We start from the raw sequence: 18353 nt of genomic DNA on the forward strand, positions 1-18353 counted from the left end.
TCTCCCGACTGAACCCGTCCAGTAACCCGATCCTTAGCATCACACCAGTTTAGGCACCGTCAGCCGCACAGGAGGCGGCATCGGTGGGTACAGCCCGCCGATCAAACGAAGGTTTCGAGCCAGTCGATTGCGTCGCGTTCGGAAGTGAAGAACCGGGCTGGGTGTGCAGCGTTGTCGGCAAACGCTGCAACCACACGATCGACTGGATCCTCCCCAACCAGAGCAATGGCAGAGATCCCCTCCTCATCGCAGAAGGCGCGGCGGGCGGCGTTGGTGAATGTCACAGCTGTCATGCTCATGAGAATCCGGCGGGTTCCGGGGTTGAGGAGGGACGCGTCGAGGGCGGCTCGGGCCTCGCCGACCGTCACCACGGTGGAAGGGTGCCACCACACGTGCAGGATGCCGTCTTCACGCAAGGTGAGCCGTTGTGTTTCGTCGACGACTGCACAGCGTTCAGTGAAAGTGGGAGAAGAATTGTTCATAATACGCCCCGAAGTTTTAGCAATTCCATTGAACCTTAAAGTAAGTACTTCCTGATTGCTTCGTCGCAGGCGCTCATTTGGATGTGTTCACTCCTGATAAATTCTTGTTGACTAAACCCAACGACGGTCGCGGTCGCCTGCTTAACCCCAAGGCCCTCGGTCGAAATGGCAGCGTCGGCAGTGCCTGCCTCCTCCAAGATCGCCTGTAGCTCGCCTGCACGGTGTAGATGCCACTCCAATCCCGGGTCGTGGGAGCCATGACGACGGCGTAGTCTGTTTCGGACCGTGGTGAGTGGGGCATCCAAGCGAATCGTAACCAGTCCAGATCGACTACCGCATAAGGTACTCCATCGGCGGTCAGGATGGTCGAGGCTGCCTGGTCAACGGACGTCTTTCCCGCCCCCACAGTTCCGTTGAGGAAGACACACTGCATCGGTCCGCTCATTTCCTCAGCCTAACCTCGTGACGCGGGCGAGCCTTTACCCCGCCGGATTCTCAAGGGTAGCCCTTGAGGCTTGAGCGAGCAGTCCAACAAGTTCGGTCTCCACCTCGGCGAAGGTCCGGTAGCCGTCGTCGGACCCGAAATGCCCGCCCCCGGGGACGACGACCAGCCTGCCACCGAGCCTGCTCGCGAGACTGGCGGTAATCGCCGGAGCTACCACCGGGTCGTTGTCCGATCCGATGACCGTGCACCGGGGTATTACCAGTTCATCGACAAACCCGCTGTCGGCGGTGAAGCCGTCGAGGAGAGGGAGGGAGTCGATGGGCTGGGCGAACCCGGCGACAAGGATCAGGCCCCCGAGCGACCAGCCCGGTTCCAGGGACGCCAGGTAGCGAAGAGCCGTGATGCAGCCGAGGCTGTGGGCGACGATCACCGTCTCCGCCGACGGATGGCCGATCGACGCGTGGAGTGCGGCTGTCCACCCTGCAGTGGTGGGCTCGTTCGGGGTGGGTAGTTCCAGCACGGTCACCCGGTCCCGAAGCGTCGAGAAGCGGGACTTGAGCCAGGGAAACCAGTGCTCACCCGGTGACGCCTGGTATCCGTGGACCACGAAGATGTTCATTCGGCTCAGCCCAGCTTCGACGGGCGGGACCCCTTGTCGGAGGCGTCGACGTCGTTGGGACCGGTGACATGTTCGCTGCCCCGCCAGCGGGCGAGACTGTTCATTCCGTGGTAAATCACGAGGGTTGCGGCTGTACCGAGGGCGATGCCTTCGAAGGTGAGTTCCCCAATAGTCCAGGTGAAGTTGGCGATCCCAACGACGAGGGCAACGCCAGCGGTCGACAGGTTGATGGGGTTGGAGAAGTTGACCTGATTCTGCACCCAGATCCGGACTCCAAGGATGCCGATCATGCCGTACAGCACCACTCCGGCGCCGCCCAGGACGCCTGGTGGGACGGTGGCGATCAGCGCACCGAACTTCGGGAACAGGCTGAGGAGAATGGCGACAATTCCGGCCACCCAGTAGGCGGCCGTCGAATACACCCGGGACGCTGCCATCACGCCGATGTTCTCCGCATAGGTGGTGGTACCGGAGCCGCCGCCGGACCCTGCGAGCATGGTGGCGAGGCCGTCGGCCATCAGGGCGCGACCGGTCACGGGGTCGAGGTCGCGCCCGGTCATGGCCGCCACCGACTTCACGTGCCCGATGTTCTCGGCGACGAGCACCAGGACAACCGGGATGAACAATCCCACCACTGACAGGTGGAACTCGGGGGTCTGGAACGGAGGAAGGCCGATCCAGGCGGCATCGCCGATGGCGGTGAAATCCACTTCCCCGCGGAGCATGGCGACGATGTAACCGGCGACAACGCCCACGAGGATTGATAGTCGCCCTAGGATCCCCTTGAGCAGGACGGTCACCAGGAGGATAACCACCACGGTGATGAGCGCGGTCAGGGGCGCCTGCTCGAAGCTGGATTTTGCTGTGGGGGCCAGGTTGAGGCCAATCAGCGCCACGATGGCACCGGTGACGATCGGCGGCATCACCACCTGGATCCACCGGGACCCTGCCTTATGCACGACCGCGCCGATGATGGCGAGGACCGCACCGGCCATGATGATCCCGCCAAGCGCGCCCGCTGCGCCGTGCTGGCTTTGGGCGGCGGCAATCGGCGCGATGAAGGCGAAGCTAGACCCGAGGTAGCTGGGGACCTTTCCTGCGGTGATAATCAGGAACAGGATGGTCCCGATGCCGGAAAACAGGAGGGTGGTCGCGGGTGGGAACCCGGTGATCAGCGGGACCAGGAACGTTGCGCCAAACATCGCGACCACGTGCTGTGCGCCGATGCCGACCGTCCGGGGCCAGCTGAGCCGCTCGTCCGGGGCGACAAACTGTCCCGGCAGGACATTCTTCCCATCGCCGTGGAGTGTCCAAGACGTACCGAGCCTGCTCATGGCTGTGCCTTCCAAAGATGTGGGGTGATCTGTCGGAAATCCTACCGCCCGCCGCGTGATGTTACGTTGCACTCATGTCATTCACTGTCGAAGGCCGCACAGTCCTCATCACCGGAGCCGCCAGCGGGATGGGCCGGTTGTATGCCGAACGCGCGGTCCGGGAGCGGGCCGCCGCCGTCGTCCTCTGGGATGTTGACGCCGGTGCGCTCCACGCGACCGCCGATTCCCTCGGAGGAGCGGGGTCGTCTGTGCACAGCTACGTTGTCGATCTTGCCTCGCTGAGTGAGATCACGACGGCGGCGGCCGCCGTCAGGAACGACGTCGGGATTCCCGCGGTACTGATCAACAACGCCGGGATTGTGCGTGGGAAGTACTTCTGGGAGCACGAGCAGGAGGCGGACATTGCACTGGTCATGCAGATCAACACCCTTGCGTTGATGCATTTGACCCGGGCGTTCCTGCCGGATCTCATCGCGTCGCAGGCAGAGGCACGCATCCTCAATGTCGCGTCAGCATCCGGTACCCTGGCGGTGCCCCGGATGAGCGTCTACACGGCATCGAAGTGGGCGGTCATCGGCTGGAGCGACTCGCTGCGACTCGAACTGCTCGAGGCGGGTCACCGTCATATTAAGGTCACCACGCTGATCCCCAGCTACATCCGGACGGGCATGTTTGAGGGGGCCAAAGGTCCTCTGTTCACGCCCCTGATGGATCCGGCCGACGTCGTCGACAAGGTCTGGCGGGCGGTGCTTGCCGGGCGTCCCCGGCTCCAGCTGCCATGGTCGGTGGCGTTGGGCAGTGCGCTACGTGGAATCTTGCCGCAGCCGGTATGGGATGTAATCGCCGGGCGCGTGTTCAAGGTGTACAGCTCCATGGAGCACTTCACGGGTCGTGCAAAGTGAACTCGGGGGTGGATGCAGCGACGGCCGGGGAACGGCTGCGCCGGACGTTCGATGCCGGGACCACCCGCCCGCTGGCCTGGCGGCGGGACCAGCTCAACGGGCTGATCCGCATGTGCGCCGAGCGGGAGACTGACTTCACCGACGCGCTGCATGCCGACCTCGGGAAGAGCCGCCTCGAAGGACTGGTTTCCGAGCTGTCGTTGGTCAGGGTCGAAGCCGAGTACGCCCTGCGGCACTTGACCGCGTGGTGCAGCGCCAAACAAGTGCCGGTGCCAGCCGGGCTGCTGCCAGCGACGGCCCACCGACAGGCGCAGCCACTGGGCGTGGTGCTGATCATCGGCCCCTGGAACTACCCGGTGCAACTGCTGCTGTCCCCGCTGGTTGGAGCGCTCGCCGCAGGGAACTGTGCAGTCCTGAAACCGAGCGAACTGGCCCCTGCCACGTCAGCGGTCATCGCCGGGCTGTTACCGCTCTACTGTGACGACACAGCTGTGGAAGTGGTGGAAGGCGGCCCCGAGGTAAGCACCGAGTTGCTCACCCACAACTACGATTCCATTTTCTTCACCGGCGGAGCACGCGTCGGAAGGATCGTCGCCCATGCCGCGGCCGAGCAGCTCACACCGGTCACGCTCGAGCTGGGAGGCAAGTCTCCCGCCGTCGTGATGGATGGGAACCTCCGCGCGGTGGCCCGGCGGCTGATCTTCGGCAAGTTCCTTAACGCGGGCCAGACCTGTGTGGCCCCCGATTACGTGCTCGTCGAGGCGGGGCTGGAAACGCAGTTGCTGCACCACCTGAAGAAAGCGCTCGCCGAGTTCTACGGCAGGGATCCGCAACGCAGCACCGACTACGGGCGAATCGTCAACGAGCCGCACTTCGATCGCCTGGTTGGACTTCTCAGTGGCGGCACCGTCTACGCCGGTGGGGCTCACGACCGTGCCACCCGATACCTCGAACCCACGCTGCTGACCGATGTCCCGCCGGACTCCCCGGTGATGCTGGAGGAAATCTTCGGACCTATCCTTCCCATCCTGACGGTGAGTGGGATGGACGAGGCAGTGAACTTCATCAACTCCCGTCCCAGTCCCCTGGCGGCATACCTGTTCAGCAACACGACGACGGCGCGGCAGGACTTCGAGGCTCGTGTGCGCGCCGGAGGGATCGGCCATAACGCCTGCAACCTGCACCTGACGGTGCCCGATCTGCCCTTCGGCGGAGTGGGGGATAGCGGTTCGGGCGCCTACCACGGCCGCTATTCCTTCGACACGTTCAGCCAGTTGCGCGGAGTGCTGTCCAAGGGCACCGGAATCGACACCCTACGATTGGCCTACCCGCCGCACAACGCCCTGAAGAAGTGGCTCCTGCGTCGGCTCCTCTGAGCTGGCGGCGGGATTCACGCCCCCACCCCTGAACTCCTTTCGCCGCACCTCACGGTTCGGCGGAGAGATTAGCCGCCGATGACTCCGTCAACCAGGGCCTTAGCCTCATCCTGGACCTGCTTGAGGTGGTCGGCGCCCTTGAAGGACTCGGCGTAGATCTTGTACACGTCCTCGGTCCCCGACGGGCGGGCAGCGAACCACGCGTTCTCGGTGGTGACCTTCAACCCACCGATCGACGCCCCGTTGCCCGGCGCGGTGGTCAGCCGGGCGGTGATGGCCTCGCCGGCGAGGGTGGTCGCCGAGACGTCCGACGGGGACAGCTTCCCGAGCGCTGCCTTCTGCTCCCGTGACGCCGCAGCGTCGATCCGCGCGTAGACGGGCGAGCCAAACCGGTCGGTCAGGCTGGCATAGTGCTGGGACGGCGTGCGGCCGGTGACCGCGGTGATCTCGGAGGCCAGCAGAGCCAGCAGAATGCCATCCTTGTCAGTGGTCCAGGGTCCGCCGTCGTGGCGCAGGAATGACGCCCCGGCAGATTCCTCCCCACCGAAGGCGAGCCCGCCGGAGAGTAGACCCGGCACAAACCACTTGAAGCCCACCGGCACCTCTTCGAGGGTCCGCCCCAGATCGGCGGCCACCCGGTCGATGATCGACGACGAGACGAGGGTCTTCCCGACGACGGCGTCAGCCCGCCAGTGCGGGCGGTTCCGGTAAAGATAGTCGATGGCCACCGCAAGGTAATGGTTGGGGTTCATGAGGCCCGCATCGGGGGTGACGATCCCGTGCCGGTCGGCGTCGGCGTCGTTCCCGGTGGAGATGTCGAACTCCGACGAGCGGGCAATCAGCGAGGCCATCGCCGACGGCGAGGAGCAGTCCATCCTGATCTTCTCGTCCCAGTCGAGCGTCATAAACGCCCACTGGGGGTCGACGGCGGGATTCACGACGGTCAGGTTCAGGTTGTGGGTTTCGCCGATGGCACCCCAATAGTCGACGGCGGCCCCGCCCATCGGATCGGCGCCGATGTGGAGACCGGACGCACGGATGGCTTCAAGGTTGAGGACGGTGGGCAGATCCTCGACGTAGTGCTGCAGGAAGTCGTAGGTTCCAATGCCGTCCGCCTGCCGCGCCTGGCTGGCGGGGACGCGCGGCACCTCGCGGAGCCCGCCTTCCATCAGGGTGTTGGCCCGGTCGGCGATCCAGTTGGTGGCGTCCGAGTCTGCGGGTCCGCCGTGCGGGGGGTTGTATTTGAATCCGCCGTCGCCGGGCGGATTGTGTGAGGGGGTGATGACGATACCGTCGGCTTGATCCGCGCCGCGGGCGTTGTAGGCAAGAATCGCGTGGGAGACGGCAGGGGTGGGGGTGTAGGCGCCGCGGGCGTCCACCTTGACTGTGACCCTGTTCGCGGCCAGGACTTCAAGGGCTGTCTGCTGGGCCGGCTCGGAGAGCGCATGGGTGTCCCGGCCCATGAACAGGGGGCCGGTGATGCCCTGCCCCGCCCGGTATTCGACGATCGCCTGGGTGATCGCAGCGATGTGCCCCTCGTTGAACGAGGCTTTCAGGGAGGACCCGCGGTGACCGGAAGTGCCAAACGCCACCCGCTGTGCCGGGTCGTCCAGGTCCGGGACGACGTCGAAATACGCGTCCAGAAGCGAAGAAACATTGACGAGATCGCTAGGGAGGGCCACTGTGCCCGCTCGGTTTGCCATTGCTACAGCATGCCAAAGAACTGTGACTATTACAGCCCCGGGTGGCAAATGCGCAGGGCGTTTCGGCCCTCTCCAGTCTGGGCTCAGGGTTTACGGGCGTGGATCCGTTCAATGGTGCCGGCTTTGAGGCGTTCCACCTCGACGACGACGAACCCGGCAGCCTGCACCAGGGGCAACTGGCGGCGGGTGAAGTGCTCGCCGGCCGTCCGGATGGTGACGCGCTCCAGCAGCCACTGCAGTGCGTAGATCGGGGGCCACGTGCTCGCCACGTGATCGAGGAGGAGCAGCCTCCCACCGGGCACCAGCACGCGCCAGGCCTCGCGGACGGCTGCCTCCGGATCAGGAATCCCGCAGAGCGATAATCCACAGATCACCGAATCAAACGAGTCGTCGTCGAACGGCAACTGTTCGGCGTTGCCTACCCGCAGGTCAACGTCGCGGCCCAGGCGGCGTGCCCGGTCAACTGCGACGGCGAGCATGGCCGGGCTGAGGTCAACCCCGGTGACCTGGGCGGTGGGCGGGAGATGGGGGAGGTTCAGCCCGGTACCGATGGCCACCTCAAGGACGCGGCCCCCGGCCCGGGCCCCCAACCATTCGCGGCCACCACCGAACCAGACCCGGTCCAGAAAAGCGATCTTTCGGTCGTAGCTCTCAGCGTTCTGTTCCCAGGCACGCAACACCCTGGTGGTTGGGTCCTCTGGTGTGGCCATTCGGCTTCCTGCCCGTTTCCTACGCCTACCGAATGAACGGCGGCGAGGCTAGATGTACCGGGACAGCTAGACCTGGATCTCACGCTTGAGGATCTTTCCCGTCGGCCCCTTGGGTAGGGCCTCCACCAGCACCACCCTGCGGGGGTACTTGTACGCGGCAACGCGCTCCTTGGTGAAGTCAAGGATTTCGGAGCTCAGCCGCTCCCGGGCGTCGTCGTCGGTCGGGGTAAGTTCTGCCTTGATGCCCACTACGGCCACAATTTCCTCACCCTGAAGGTCATCCGGTACGCCGATGACCGCGGCTTCCGCCACGGCGGGGTGTTCATAGAGGGCCTCCTCCACCTCGCGTGGGTAGACGTTGTAACCCCCACGGAGGATGACGTCCTTCTTCCGGTCGACGATGAAGATGGCTCCGTCCTCGTCGAACCGAGCCAGATCACCCGTGCGGAACCAGCCGTCGGGGATGGCGGCCGCCGTGGCATCGGCGTTGTTCCAATACCCCTTCATCACGCAATGACCACGAACAGCGAGCTCACCCACCTCCCCGGTAGGCACCTCGACTCCGTCGGTGTCGAGCATCCGCACCTCAACGCCGTCCACCGGTATTCCGATCGAGCCCGGCTTGCGGATCGTTCCGCGCCGGTTGAAGCTGACGATCGGCGATGTCTCGGACAGGCCGTACCCCTCGAGTAGTTCCGCAGCGAAGACCCGTTCAAACTCGTGAAGCACCTCCACCGGCAACGCCGACCCGCCTGATACGGCCACGCGCAGCGACGACAGGTCGGTTTCGGCGACCGACGGATGCCGCAGCATGGCGATGTACATCGTGGGGACGCCCTCGAAGATCGTCACGCGGTCGCGCGCAATAATTTCCAACGCCTTCCCGGGCTCGAACCGGGGGAGCAGCGTCACCGTGGCCCCGGTCAGCACCGACGCATTCAACGCGCAGGTTTGTCCGAAAATGTGGAAAAACGGAAGGCCGCCGAAGAGCACGTCGCCCACCTTGGTTCCCATCAGGTCCCGCGAAATCTCGGTGTTACGCTGCAAATTTGAGTGAGTCAGAGCGGCACCTTTGGGGCGTCCGGTGGTCCCGGAGGTGTACAGCAGGACGGCGGTGTCATCTGCATCGACTGTCGCGACAGCCGGATCCGGTTCTATTGCACCCAACTGCTGCATGAACGTCGCCCCGTCAACGGTGATGACCTCGAGTGGGGCGTCCTGATCAGCAGCCGACTGTTCTGCGCCTTTCGTTGCCTCCCCGACAATTCCCTCCCAGGCAAAGACCAGACGGGCGCCAGAATCGGTCAGGTGATAGGCCACCTCGCGGGCCTTCAGGAGGGGATTGAGGGGGACCACCACCGCTCCGAACCGAAGGACGCCATAATAGATAAACGCCATTTGAGGAATATTGGGCATGATGAGCGCCACCCGGTCCCCGGCCCGCACGCCCTTCTGCGCCAGCAGGCGGGCCACCCGCTGACTCCATCCGTCCAGCGCCGCGAAGGTAAGTTCAACGTCGTCGAGCTTGATGCTCACCGCGTCCGGGTGCACCTGGGCGGTGGAAGCGAGGTTGTTGGCGAGGTTTGGCACGTGATCTCCTTCGATCATTGCGGGTTACCGGTGAGTAACAGTCTCATTCATGGCACGCCGGCGCGCAATACCGGTTACACCGACGAGGGCGTCCGCCCCCACTGAGCCTCAAGCTGCGCCGAAACCGACAGCAGTTGAGCCTCGGCGCTGGGGCGTCCGATCAACTGGATGCCCATGGACAGGCCGCTATCGGTGGTCAGGGTGGGCAGGGTGATCGCCGGCAGTCCGCAGACATTGACCATCGACGTGTAGGGGGAGTATTGGCACTGTCTCATGTAATCGACATCGCCCTCATCCGAGTCATACCAGCCGATCGGGCGGGGCGTCTGGCCCAGCGCCGGCGTCAGCATGAGGTCGTACAGCGAGTAGTCGGCGATGCTCTGCTGCTCAAACTGCCGCAGAATATCGATGGCGGTGACCAGCTCGGCCGCACTGCGGCCCAAGGCACGGTGTCGCATATCACGGGCGAGCGGGGAAAGCAGCGCTTCGCGATCCGTTGGGATGGGAGCGGCTGCCAGGGCGGCGGTCCAGACCAACTGGAAGGCCTGATGGTAGCGGGGATCGTAGCTGATGTCGGCGTCGACCACGTCGTGCCCCGCAGCCCCGAGAGCCTTGATGCCCTGCTGGTAGGCGGCCACGGCCTCAGGGTCCAGGACAATGTCATAGGCACTGGCGAAGGGCGAGACGGTGCTGGCACCGATCCGGAACTTACCCTCCGCCCGCAGGGCAGCGTCGAGGAATGACGCCGATCCCGGCACGGCGCTGGTGGCCCGGTGATTGGGCTCGGCCACCATCGCGTCCAGCAGCAGTGCGGCGTCGGCGGCGGTCCTGGCCAAGGGCCCTGCCACCACGAACTGGCCTAGGTCCGCCTGCCCAGATAGGGAAGGAATCCGCCCCCGGTTGGGTTTCAGCCCGATCAGGCCGGTTGCCGAGGCCGGAATGCGAACCGACCCGCCGCCGTCGCTTCCTGGCGCGAACGGGATCATGCCGGCCGCGACCGCGGCGGCGCTGCCGCCGGAGGACCCGCCGGGGCTAAGCGAGGGGTCGAGCGGGTTCCTGGCCGGCGGTGCAATGGTGTTCTCGCTGTGGCAGCTCAGACCGAATTCGGGCACCTGGGTCTTGCCGAGGCTGATGCCGCCGGCAGAACGCAGAATGGCTGCCAGCGGAGAATCAGTGGCAGCCAGCATCGGATCCATCGACGCCGTGCCGTACGTGGTCCTGACGCCAGCGACGTCGGTCAGGTCCTTATGCGCCAGCGGCATGCCGTGGAGCACTGGCAGGTGACCGTCCGAGCGGCCCGACGACGCCTGCCGGGCGTCCGCTTCGGCCGCCTCGCGCATCGCCAGGTCTGCGGTCACGGTGATGAAGGACCCCAGCCGCGGATTGAGTTCGTCAATTCGGCTTAAGTAGTGGGAGGTCAATTCACGGGAGCCCAGCTCACCGCGCGCGATCGCGTCCCGCTGAGCCAGCGCGGTTAGGTTGTGGAGTGCGGTCACTGGATTCTGCCCAGGAGCCTGGCCGTCAGTGGTTCCTCGACAGCCACCGCGTCGACGCTATCCCCAGCGCCGGCCCGGACAATGTAGGCGTTCTTGCCAGGGGTTTCGCTGACAGCCTCCACCAGCGCGGTGCCGTGGTAGACCAGCCCCACGCCGTCGTCGGAGCAATGCGTTTCGCCAAGTGTGCCGTCGGCCACCATCCGGTGGATGAGGGGGCGCCTGCCTTCCTCCGAGTCGTAATGCACCCCGTTGCCGTAAGGCAGGAAACCCAGGCCGTTGATGACCGGTTGCAATTCGGGGCCGAATGAATCTGTTGCTCCGCCGCGGAACCAGCACAACGAACCGGCTGAGACCCCTCCGAGGACCACCCCGGCTTGCCAGGTGCGGTGAAAGAGCTGGTCGAGGGCGTGGACACGCCAGACGGCCAACAGGTTTACCACCGACCCACCACCAACCCACACCACGTCCCGGGACAGCAGGTGATCCTCCATCGGATCGATATTCGGCATGGTGAACAGGTTCAGACATGCTGCATCAAAGCCTGCAATCCGGGCAGCCTCGGTAAAACGCTGATTCCACTCCCGTGAGTCACCGCCTGCGGTGCCCACATAGGTGACCCGCGGGGCTCGCCCGGTGACACCCGCCAGCTCGACGGCGTGATGTATGAGCAGATTGAATTCGAGGTCGACTCGGAGGCCCCGGCGGTATCCGCCCGACGTCGCGAGGATGGTGGGGCGATCAGCAGTCATTCTTACCTCCCGGTTGGGCGTACCTTAGTGGGGTGAGGTTCCTCTCCCACTATAGGCTTGGGCGGAATATGACCCATGGGAAGGGAATAAATGATGAGTGAATTCGAGGATGTCTCGATTGATTCAATTGTCGAGGACACCACTGTGGTGGATGTCAGGGAGGACTACGAGTGGGCCGCCGGTCACATCGACGGGGCACTGCATATTCCGATGGAGCAGATTCCCGCCCGGCTGGATGAGCTCGACCCCGACGCCGACCTGCACGTCATCTGTCGCACTGGCGGCCGTTCCCAGCGCGTTGCACAGTGGCTGGTAGCCAACGGGTACTCTGCGGTCAACGTCACTGGCGGAATGGGTGCATGGCTTGAGGCTGATCGCCCCATGGTCTCGGACACCGTTCAGCCGCCCACCGTCCTGTGAGCTGGAAACTATGATCTCTACGGCCTCCTACACTTTCCTTGGTCCCGAGGGGACTTTTACCGAGGCGGCCCTGCTGCAGGTACCCGGGGCTGACGCCGCCCGTCGGGTTCCCGCACCGACCGTCAACGCAGCCCTGGACCTGGTGCGTAACGGCATGGTCGAGGCCGCCATGGTCCCAATAGAGAACTCGGTGGAGGGCGGGGTGAGCGCCACTCTGGACGCAATCGCGCAGGGAGATCCACTTCGAATCATCCGCGAGGTGCTGGTTCCCATCAGCTTCGTTCTGGTTGCCAAACCAGGAACGCTTTTGACCGACGTTCGCACCGTTTCCACGCATGGTCACGCCTGGGCTCAATGCCAGTTGTGGACCGCCAAGCATATTCCTGATGTGGAATATATGCCTGGTTCCTCGACTGCTGCGGCCGCCGTGGGCCTTCTCGAGGCCGATTGCCCATATGATGCAGCGATCTGCTCCCCGCTCGTGGCTGAACGGTTAGGCCTGGGGGTCCTGGGAAGCCATATCGGGGATGTGGCCGACGCCGTGACCCGGTTCATCCTGGTCAGCAGGCCCACCATGCTCCCCGACCCCACCGGAGCCGACAAGACGACGCTGGTCATCCCTCTGCCGGAGGATCATCCGGGCGCGCTGATGGAAATCCTCGACCAGTTTGCTGCACGTGGAGTGAACCTCAGCAGAATTGAATCCCGACCCACCGGCCAGTTCCTCGGTGACTACTTCTTCAGCATCGACGCCGAGGGGCACATCGCTGATTCCCGGGTGGCAGACGCACTGCAGGGGCTGCACAGGATTAGCCCCCACCTGCGGTTTCTGGGTTCCTACGCCAGGGCTGACCGGCGTGAACACTCGGTTGCCCGGCATACCTCCGATGAAGCGTTCCGGGCGGCGCGGATCTGGGTGGATTCGCTGCGCGCGGGCAACTAGGCGGCGGCATGCCCGTGATCCACCCACACTGGAGAGATACGCAGTAGGCTGATCTTCTCGATCCGGAAAGGTGGCACCCATGCCTCGACTTCGCCGCAGTAACTGTGAAAAGCCGGGCATCACCCGACGCCGGCACGCAAAGGGTTTTGGCTACCGGACACCCGACGGAACCCCACTCCGTGATGCCACCGAGCTGCGGCGGATCAAGGAGTTGGCTATCCCACCGGCCTGGCAGGATGTCTGGATTGCCCCGTATTCCAACGGCCATATCCAGGCGCTCGGCACCGACGCGGCTGGACGGCGTCAGTACGTTTATCACACGGCGTGGCGCCAGAAGAAGGACCGCGAGAAGTTTGATCGTGCCCTGGAATTCGGGGAAAAGCTGCCGGCTGCCCGGAGGGTCATCACCACCCATCTGCGCAGTGAGGGCATCCCACGGGAGCGCGCGTTCGCCGCTGCACTGCGGATCGTCGATTCGGGATCGCTTCGGATCGGTTCCGAGCAGTACGCCGAAGCGAACGGGTCCTTCGGAGTCACCACCCTTCAAGTTGAGCACGTCAGCATCAAGGGCTCAGTGATTACCTTCGGATTCCCCGGGAAGAGTGGCCAACAGTGGGAGTCAACCGTTGAGGACGCCGACCTTTCGGCGGCGATGCGGCCAATGCTTAAACGCGAACCGGCCGACACCGCCCTGGCCTACCGGACTGCCGACGGCGAATGGCACCGCGTTGACGCGTCGCAGCTGAACGAATTCCTCCGCCAGGTCACTGGCGAGGGCTTCACCGCAAAAGACTTCCGCACCTGGCAGGCGACAGTTGTCGCAGCCATGGACCTTGCACGCAGCGACCTTCTGGCCACCAGTCGCACCGCCCGGCAGAAAGCCGTTGCTGCAACCATGCGGGCGGTGGCGGAGCGGCTCGGGAACACCCCGGCCGTCGCGAAGCGCTCGTATGTGGACCCACGACTGGTCGATCGGTTCATGGTCGGCGAAGTCATCGAGATTGCCAGCTACTCAGCTTCCGAGAAAGCTGTTCGCGGGCTGCTTAAAGCGTAGGGATGCTTCCCACCGGAAGCAGTTCGTCAGTAGGCTTCACTCAAGGCGCCAGCGTTGGCGCAACGTTCAACGAAAGGCGCATCATGAGCGAGCAGGCTAACGAAGGACGGGACATCACCCCGAACGAGGGCGGCGGAGCCACCTCCGACGACAATTATCGGGGAGACGCCGGAGACCAGGCCAACGACCTGCGGTTCTCGGAGGAACAGCAACTCATCAACAGCCAGGCGAAGGGCGAATTTCCCGATTCGGATACCGAGAACCTGGAGCCCGTCCCCGGCGGCGGGTACACTGGTGCGCAGAAAAAAAGCGCCAGTGAAGGCGGTTTCACGGGCGAGCAGGACGCCGAAAACGAGGGCGAGTACACCGACGTCGAGGAAGACCCGTCTGATGGTACCGGCCCGCAGGGTGAGTACACGGACGCCGACACCGAAGGCGGCTCCCGCTAGCCGCGAATCCGCCGCACCACTGGCCTGGTGCGCTGGGGATCGGGTGCAGGGAGTGACCTGACGATCAGCGCACCAGGATCAATACTGATGGTGAGGGACGTGACGGCCCCCGAGAGGTCGCCGTCGAGCTGGGTCTCCGTGGGTTCAGAGACCGTTACGGTGACGCTCCGCGCCCGGTAGTAGTTGATGACCGGGATAACGCTCCGCGGGCGGAAGACAATTTTGGCTCCCATCCAGATCCAGCCGAGAATGCTCCGGGGACTCATCACCACCACATCCAGGTAGCCGTCGTCGAGCGTCGAATCGGGGATCAACTCGATCCCGCCTGGAAGCCTCCCACAATTGGCAAAGAGCACGCTGTGAACGGTTCTGCTTTGCGCCGGCTGACCATCGAGGCTGATTCCCATCCGCTGCCGCTTGCCTGGGAGGCTACGGAACCCGGCTTCGCTATAGGCCAGCCACCCCAACTTCTCCTTCAGCACGTCCCGCGTCGCCGCGACAACCAACGCGTCCAGGCCAACCCCGCCCATTACCAGGAAAACGTGCTCGGTGCCTGTGCCAGTCCGGTCGTTCAGCAGTTTCACGCGTCCCATGTCGATTCGCCGTCCCCCGCCATGGAGCGCGTGGCGCACACTTGCGGCCAAATCCGACACCGGAATACCAAGATTTCGCGCCAACAGGTTGCCCGTCCCCAGCGGGATCAGGCCCAGGACCGCGCCCTCATGGGCCATCGCCCGGGCCACGGCCCGCACCGTCCCGTCGCCACCGGCGGCGATGACGACGTCGGCCCCCTCCCGGAGTGCCCGGCAGGCCTGACCGAAGCCCGGGTCCGAGACTGTGGTCTCCAACACCAGCGGGGGATCCCACGCAGCCTCGGCGCAGGCCAGTTCAACCAGTTCGCGTGCCAGCCCAGCATTGAGTTTCCCTGGGTGCAGCACCAGGGCCACGCGCTGTCGACCGGTCGGCGCCGGAAGGGGAGGTGCCGCGTGAGGAGCGGGTGGTTTTCGGAAATGCAGCCGGCGCACTCCCAACCAGCTCGCGAGCGAACCGGCCGCGACCAAGGCCAAAGCAATCAACAGGATTTGGCGGAGTGGCATGATGTCCTTCAGGGTATCGCCCCGCGGCAAGGTCGGGGCATCATCGCGCCGCGCCATTGATAGTGTTGGTTCGTGATCGATGTTAACGAACTCCGCGACAATCCTGAGAAATTCCGCACGTCACAGCGCGCCCGCCGTGCTGATGTCGACCTGATCGATGCGATTATCTCGGCCGACTCCCGCCGTCGGGAGGTGGTCACCAGCGCCGAATCCCTGAGGGCAGACCAGAACGCCTTCGGCAAACGTGTTGCTCAGGCCAAGGGCGAAGAGAAGCAGACGCTGCTCGCGGAGGTCAAGGAGCTCGCCGCCTCGGTGAAGGCAGCGGCCGCTGCGGCTGAGGCCGCCCGGCAGGAGCAGGACGCACTCCTTCGCAGCCTGCCCAACGCCATCCAGGACGGCGTGCCGGCCGGTGGCGAGGAGGACTTCGAAGTCATCAAGACGGTCGGCGTCCCACGCGACTTCAGCGGCGAAGGCTTCGCACCCCGGGACCACCTTGAGATTGGCGAGCTCATCGGTGCCATTGACATGGAACGTGGCGCAAAGGTCTCGGGCTCACGCTTCTACTTCCTCAAAGGCGTTGGGGCCCGCCTGGAGCTTGCGCTTCTCAACATGGCAATGGATCAGGCGGTCCAGGCCGGATTTACCCCGATGATCACGCCCACCCTGGTCCGCCCCGAAATCATGCAGGGCACCGGCTTCGATGTGGCCCACGACGCCGAGATTTACCGCCTTGCCGAAGATGACCTGTATCTGGTAGGCACCTCGGAGGTGGCCATGGCCGGCTACCACTCCGACGAGATCCTCGATCTCTCGGCCGGGCCGGTCCGGTACGCTGGCTGGTCCTCCTGCTACCGCCGTGAAGCCGGCTCCCACGGTAAGGACACCCGCGGAATCATCAGGGTGCACCAGTTCAACAAGGTTGAAATGTTCGCCTACACCACCGAGGAGGAGTCCTACGCCGAGCACGCCAGAATGCTGGCGTGGGAAGAGGAGATGCTCGCCAAAGTGGAGCTGCCCTACCGGGTGATCGATACCGCGGCCGGGGACCTGGGCATGTCCGCCGCCCGCAAGTTCGACTGTGAGGCGTGGGTCCCCACTCAGGGCGCGTACCGCGAGCTCACCTCCACCTCGAACTGCACCACGTTCCAGGCCCGCCGCCTGAACATTCGTGAGCGGCAACCGGAGGGGCAGAAGGGCACCCGCGCGGTCGCCACACTCAACGGAACGCTGGCCACCACCCGCTGGATAGTCGCGATTCTCGAACACCACCAGAATGCCGATGGTTCGGTGACCGTGCCGCAGGCACTCAGGCCGTACCTGGGCGGGCTGGACGTCCTGCCGGTGCTCGATGCCTCCTGACCTTCCACACTCCGCCCGCCGGACCGGTGAATCTGGTTCACTTGGATAATGGAAGAAATTGTTACTGCCGGCACCGAGGACCAGCAGCCCCACCGTAAGCTCGTCGCCCTCGACGTCGACGGGACACTGGTCGATCACGACGGAAAGATGACCGATGAGGTCCGTAGTGCCGCCCGGGCCGTCGTCGACGCCGGGCACGAGGTCATTATCGCCACGGGACGCTCCCTTGGTGCGGCGCTGCCCATCATTGAACACATCGGGCTCACACGCGGCTACAGCGTTTGCTCCAACGGAGGCGTCACCCTCCGCGTCGATCCCACCCTGGCGCAGGGTTTTGACATTATTGACCGCGTTACCTTTGATCCCCGGCCCGCTCTCGTCGCGCTGCGGGAACGCCTGCCAACCGCCAAGTACGCCCTCGAAGATGACGAGGGCAACTTCCTCGCCACCGAACCGTTCCAGGACGCAAGCTTCGGGGCCCTGACCCGGACAGTCGATTTTAATGACATGCTTGACGCCGCGGCGGTCCGGGTGGTGGTCTTCAGTACGGACAGCACCGCCGAGCAGTTTGGTGAGGCAGTCGAGGCAATCGGCCTACACGGTGTCACCTATTCCGTGGGATGGACGGCTTGGCTGGATATTGCAGCGGCCGGGGTTACCAAGGCGAGTGCGCTTGAGCTCCTGCGCCGCCGGCTGGACATAGACCCGTCGCATACCGTCGCTATTGGGGACGGACGGAACGATATCGAGATGCTCTCCTGGGCTGCGCGCGGCGTCGCAATGGGCCAGTCACCGGCTGAGGTGTTGGCAGCAGCAACCGAGGTGACGGCCAGCGTGTCCGACGACGGCGCCGCCAAGGTCCTCCGCACGCTCGTCTAGTCCCCACGCCCACCTCATCTGCCGGGGTGCGGCGCGGCCGGTCAGTAAGCGGGGCCCGACTCGTAGGGCACCGTCCCCGGCGGCAGCGCTACCGGTCCCGCGGCGAGGTCGAGCAACCTCGCGGCTGCCGGCCGGGTGGCCCATTCCTCCACCCAGTGCGACCTGACAACTGCCTTGCTGACGGCCTGGGTCGTGATTCCCAGTTCAGCGGCAATCAACCGTTGCTGCCCCCTGGCGCCCGGCGTCAATAGGTCGAGGACGTGCCATTCGGCTTCTGTCCGGGTGAAGACAATCTGACCGAGGAGGCGAAGCACCGCCTCGGCCTCAGCCGCAACTTCGGAATCCGGTCCCTCCACGGCAAGGGGAATCCGTTCGCCGGTTTTCTGGGCCCGGGTGACAGCGCGGCGCGCGTAGATAAGCCCGTAGCCCTCCGCCTCGAGGATATTCCGGGGGATCGGTGGGTTGACTCCTCCGACACCGATTCCCACGTGCCAGCGACGGTGCCGGAGAGCGCTCAGAGCGACGTCGACGGCGGTCGAGGCGCTGTCCACAACCCCCTGCAACTCGTCACCGGTCGACCGCTGGAACGGCACCACGGCGTCGACGTGGCGTAGCCCACGCAGCAGATCATTGACCAGGTCCCCCACCTCGCGGGAGTCCCGCTGATTGATCGTTAGAACGTAGAGCATGGCTTCAGTATGCCTGAAACCATGCTCTACAACGCCTTAATCAACCGATAACCGTTG

Annotated in this window: 18 protein-coding genes; 8 read left to right on the forward strand and 10 right to left on the reverse strand. The window is 64.7% G+C overall.

The window, feature by feature from the left end; all coding sequences use genetic code 11:
• Positions 1 to 101: 101 nt before the first annotated feature.
• From ACX80A_RS05085 to ACX80A_RS05095, 3 genes are all read right to left on the reverse strand, one after another.
• Positions 102 to 482 carry a DUF7793 family protein gene (locus ACX80A_RS05085; RefSeq protein WP_459258595.1) on the reverse strand — a complete coding sequence of 127 codons (381 nt, stop codon included), beginning with the start codon at positions 480 to 482 and terminating at the stop codon, positions 102 to 104.
• A 479-nt stretch (positions 483 to 961) separates the two neighbouring features.
• Positions 962 to 1546, reverse strand: a complete 585-nt coding sequence (locus ACX80A_RS05090) for an RBBP9/YdeN family alpha/beta hydrolase (protein ID WP_459258596.1) — start codon at positions 1544 to 1546, stop codon at positions 962 to 964.
• A gap of 5 nt (positions 1547 to 1551) precedes the next feature.
• Positions 1552 to 2880 carry a uracil-xanthine permease family protein gene (locus tag ACX80A_RS05095; protein ID WP_459258597.1) on the reverse strand — a complete coding sequence of 443 codons (1329 nt, stop codon included), beginning with the start codon at positions 2878 to 2880 and terminating at the stop codon, positions 1552 to 1554.
• A 74-nt stretch (positions 2881 to 2954) separates the two neighbouring features.
• Between ACX80A_RS05095 and ACX80A_RS05100 the strand changes: the two genes are divergently transcribed.
• Both ACX80A_RS05100 and ACX80A_RS05105 read left to right on the forward strand, forming a co-directional pair.
• Positions 2955 to 3782 (forward strand): SDR family NAD(P)-dependent oxidoreductase, encoded by an 828-nt coding sequence (locus tag ACX80A_RS05100; protein WP_459258598.1) that lies wholly within the window; start codon positions 2955 to 2957, stop codon positions 3780 to 3782.
• 8 nt (positions 3783 to 3790) lie between these two features.
• A complete protein-coding gene (locus tag ACX80A_RS05105) occupies positions 3791 to 5158 on the forward strand; it encodes an aldehyde dehydrogenase family protein (RefSeq protein ID WP_459258599.1) in 1368 nt (455 codons plus the stop codon).
• A 68-nt stretch (positions 5159 to 5226) separates the two neighbouring features.
• Here the strand turns inward: ACX80A_RS05105 and pgm are convergent, their stop codons facing one another.
• The 5 genes from pgm to ACX80A_RS05130 form a co-directional block, all read right to left on the reverse strand.
• Positions 5227 to 6861 carry a phosphoglucomutase (alpha-D-glucose-1,6-bisphosphate-dependent) gene (pgm, locus tag ACX80A_RS05110; RefSeq protein ID WP_459258600.1) on the reverse strand — a complete coding sequence of 545 codons (1635 nt, stop codon included), beginning with the start codon at positions 6859 to 6861 and terminating at the stop codon, positions 5227 to 5229.
• An 83-nt stretch (positions 6862 to 6944) separates the two neighbouring features.
• Positions 6945 to 7571, reverse strand: coding sequence for a class I SAM-dependent methyltransferase (locus ACX80A_RS05115; protein WP_459258601.1), 627 nt, complete (start codon positions 7569 to 7571; stop codon positions 6945 to 6947).
• Positions 7572 to 7637: 66 nt separating this feature from the next.
• Positions 7638 to 9161: a long-chain-fatty-acid--CoA ligase gene (locus ACX80A_RS05120; protein ID WP_459258602.1), complete on the reverse strand. Its 1524-nt coding sequence runs from the start codon at positions 9159 to 9161 to the stop codon at positions 7638 to 7640.
• Between the two features lie 74 nt (positions 9162 to 9235).
• A complete protein-coding gene (locus ACX80A_RS05125; RefSeq protein WP_459258603.1) occupies positions 9236 to 10657 on the reverse strand; it encodes an amidase in 1422 nt (473 codons plus the stop codon).
• Entirely contained in the window at positions 10654 to 11406 is a 753-nt protein-coding gene (locus ACX80A_RS05130; RefSeq protein WP_459258604.1) for a Type 1 glutamine amidotransferase-like domain-containing protein, read from the reverse strand. Before ACX80A_RS05130 ends, ACX80A_RS05125 begins: the two co-directional genes overlap by 4 nt.
• 93 nt (positions 11407 to 11499) lie before the next feature.
• Between ACX80A_RS05130 and ACX80A_RS05135 the strand changes: the two genes are divergently transcribed.
• From ACX80A_RS05135 to ACX80A_RS05150, 4 genes are all read left to right on the forward strand, one after another.
• The gene (locus ACX80A_RS05135; protein ID WP_459258605.1) at positions 11500 to 11826 is read left to right on the forward strand and encodes a rhodanese-like domain-containing protein; all 327 of its coding nucleotides are present in this window, start codon (positions 11500 to 11502) and stop codon (positions 11824 to 11826) included.
• A 10-nt stretch (positions 11827 to 11836) separates the two neighbouring features.
• Complete coding sequence (gene pheA / locus ACX80A_RS05140; protein ID WP_459258606.1) at positions 11837 to 12769, forward strand: prephenate dehydratase; 933 nt, start codon at positions 11837 to 11839, stop codon at positions 12767 to 12769.
• 79 nt (positions 12770 to 12848) lie between these two features.
• Positions 12849 to 13823 (forward strand): DNA topoisomerase IB, encoded by a 975-nt coding sequence (locus ACX80A_RS05145; RefSeq protein WP_459258607.1) that lies wholly within the window; start codon positions 12849 to 12851, stop codon positions 13821 to 13823.
• 83 nt (positions 13824 to 13906) lie between these two features.
• A complete protein-coding gene (locus tag ACX80A_RS05150) occupies positions 13907 to 14272 on the forward strand; it encodes a hypothetical protein (protein ID WP_459258608.1) in 366 nt (121 codons plus the stop codon).
• Here ACX80A_RS05150 and ACX80A_RS05155 read toward each other — a convergent pair.
• The gene (locus ACX80A_RS05155; RefSeq protein WP_459258609.1) at positions 14269 to 15369 is read right to left on the reverse strand and encodes a diacylglycerol/lipid kinase family protein; all 1101 of its coding nucleotides are present in this window, start codon (positions 15367 to 15369) and stop codon (positions 14269 to 14271) included. The genes ACX80A_RS05150 and ACX80A_RS05155 overlap by 4 nt on opposite strands.
• Positions 15370 to 15441: 72 nt before the next feature.
• Between ACX80A_RS05155 and serS the strand changes: the two genes are divergently transcribed.
• Together serS and ACX80A_RS05165 are read left to right on the forward strand one after the other, a co-directional pair.
• Positions 15442 to 16728, forward strand: coding sequence for a serine--tRNA ligase (serS, locus tag ACX80A_RS05160; protein WP_459258610.1), 1287 nt, complete (start codon positions 15442 to 15444; stop codon positions 16726 to 16728).
• 48 nt (positions 16729 to 16776) lie between these two features.
• On the forward strand, positions 16777 to 17607 hold the full coding sequence (locus tag ACX80A_RS05165; protein ID WP_459258611.1) for an HAD family hydrolase: 831 nt from the start codon (positions 16777 to 16779) through the stop codon (positions 17605 to 17607).
• 41 nt (positions 17608 to 17648) lie between these two features.
• Here the strand turns inward: ACX80A_RS05165 and ACX80A_RS05170 are convergent, their stop codons facing one another.
• Positions 17649 to 18296 (reverse strand): hypothetical protein, encoded by a 648-nt coding sequence (locus ACX80A_RS05170; protein WP_459258612.1) that lies wholly within the window; start codon positions 18294 to 18296, stop codon positions 17649 to 17651.
• Between the last annotated feature and the right edge of the window lie 57 nt (positions 18297 to 18353).

The organism is Arthrobacter sp. TMN-50, from assembly GCF_054511125.1.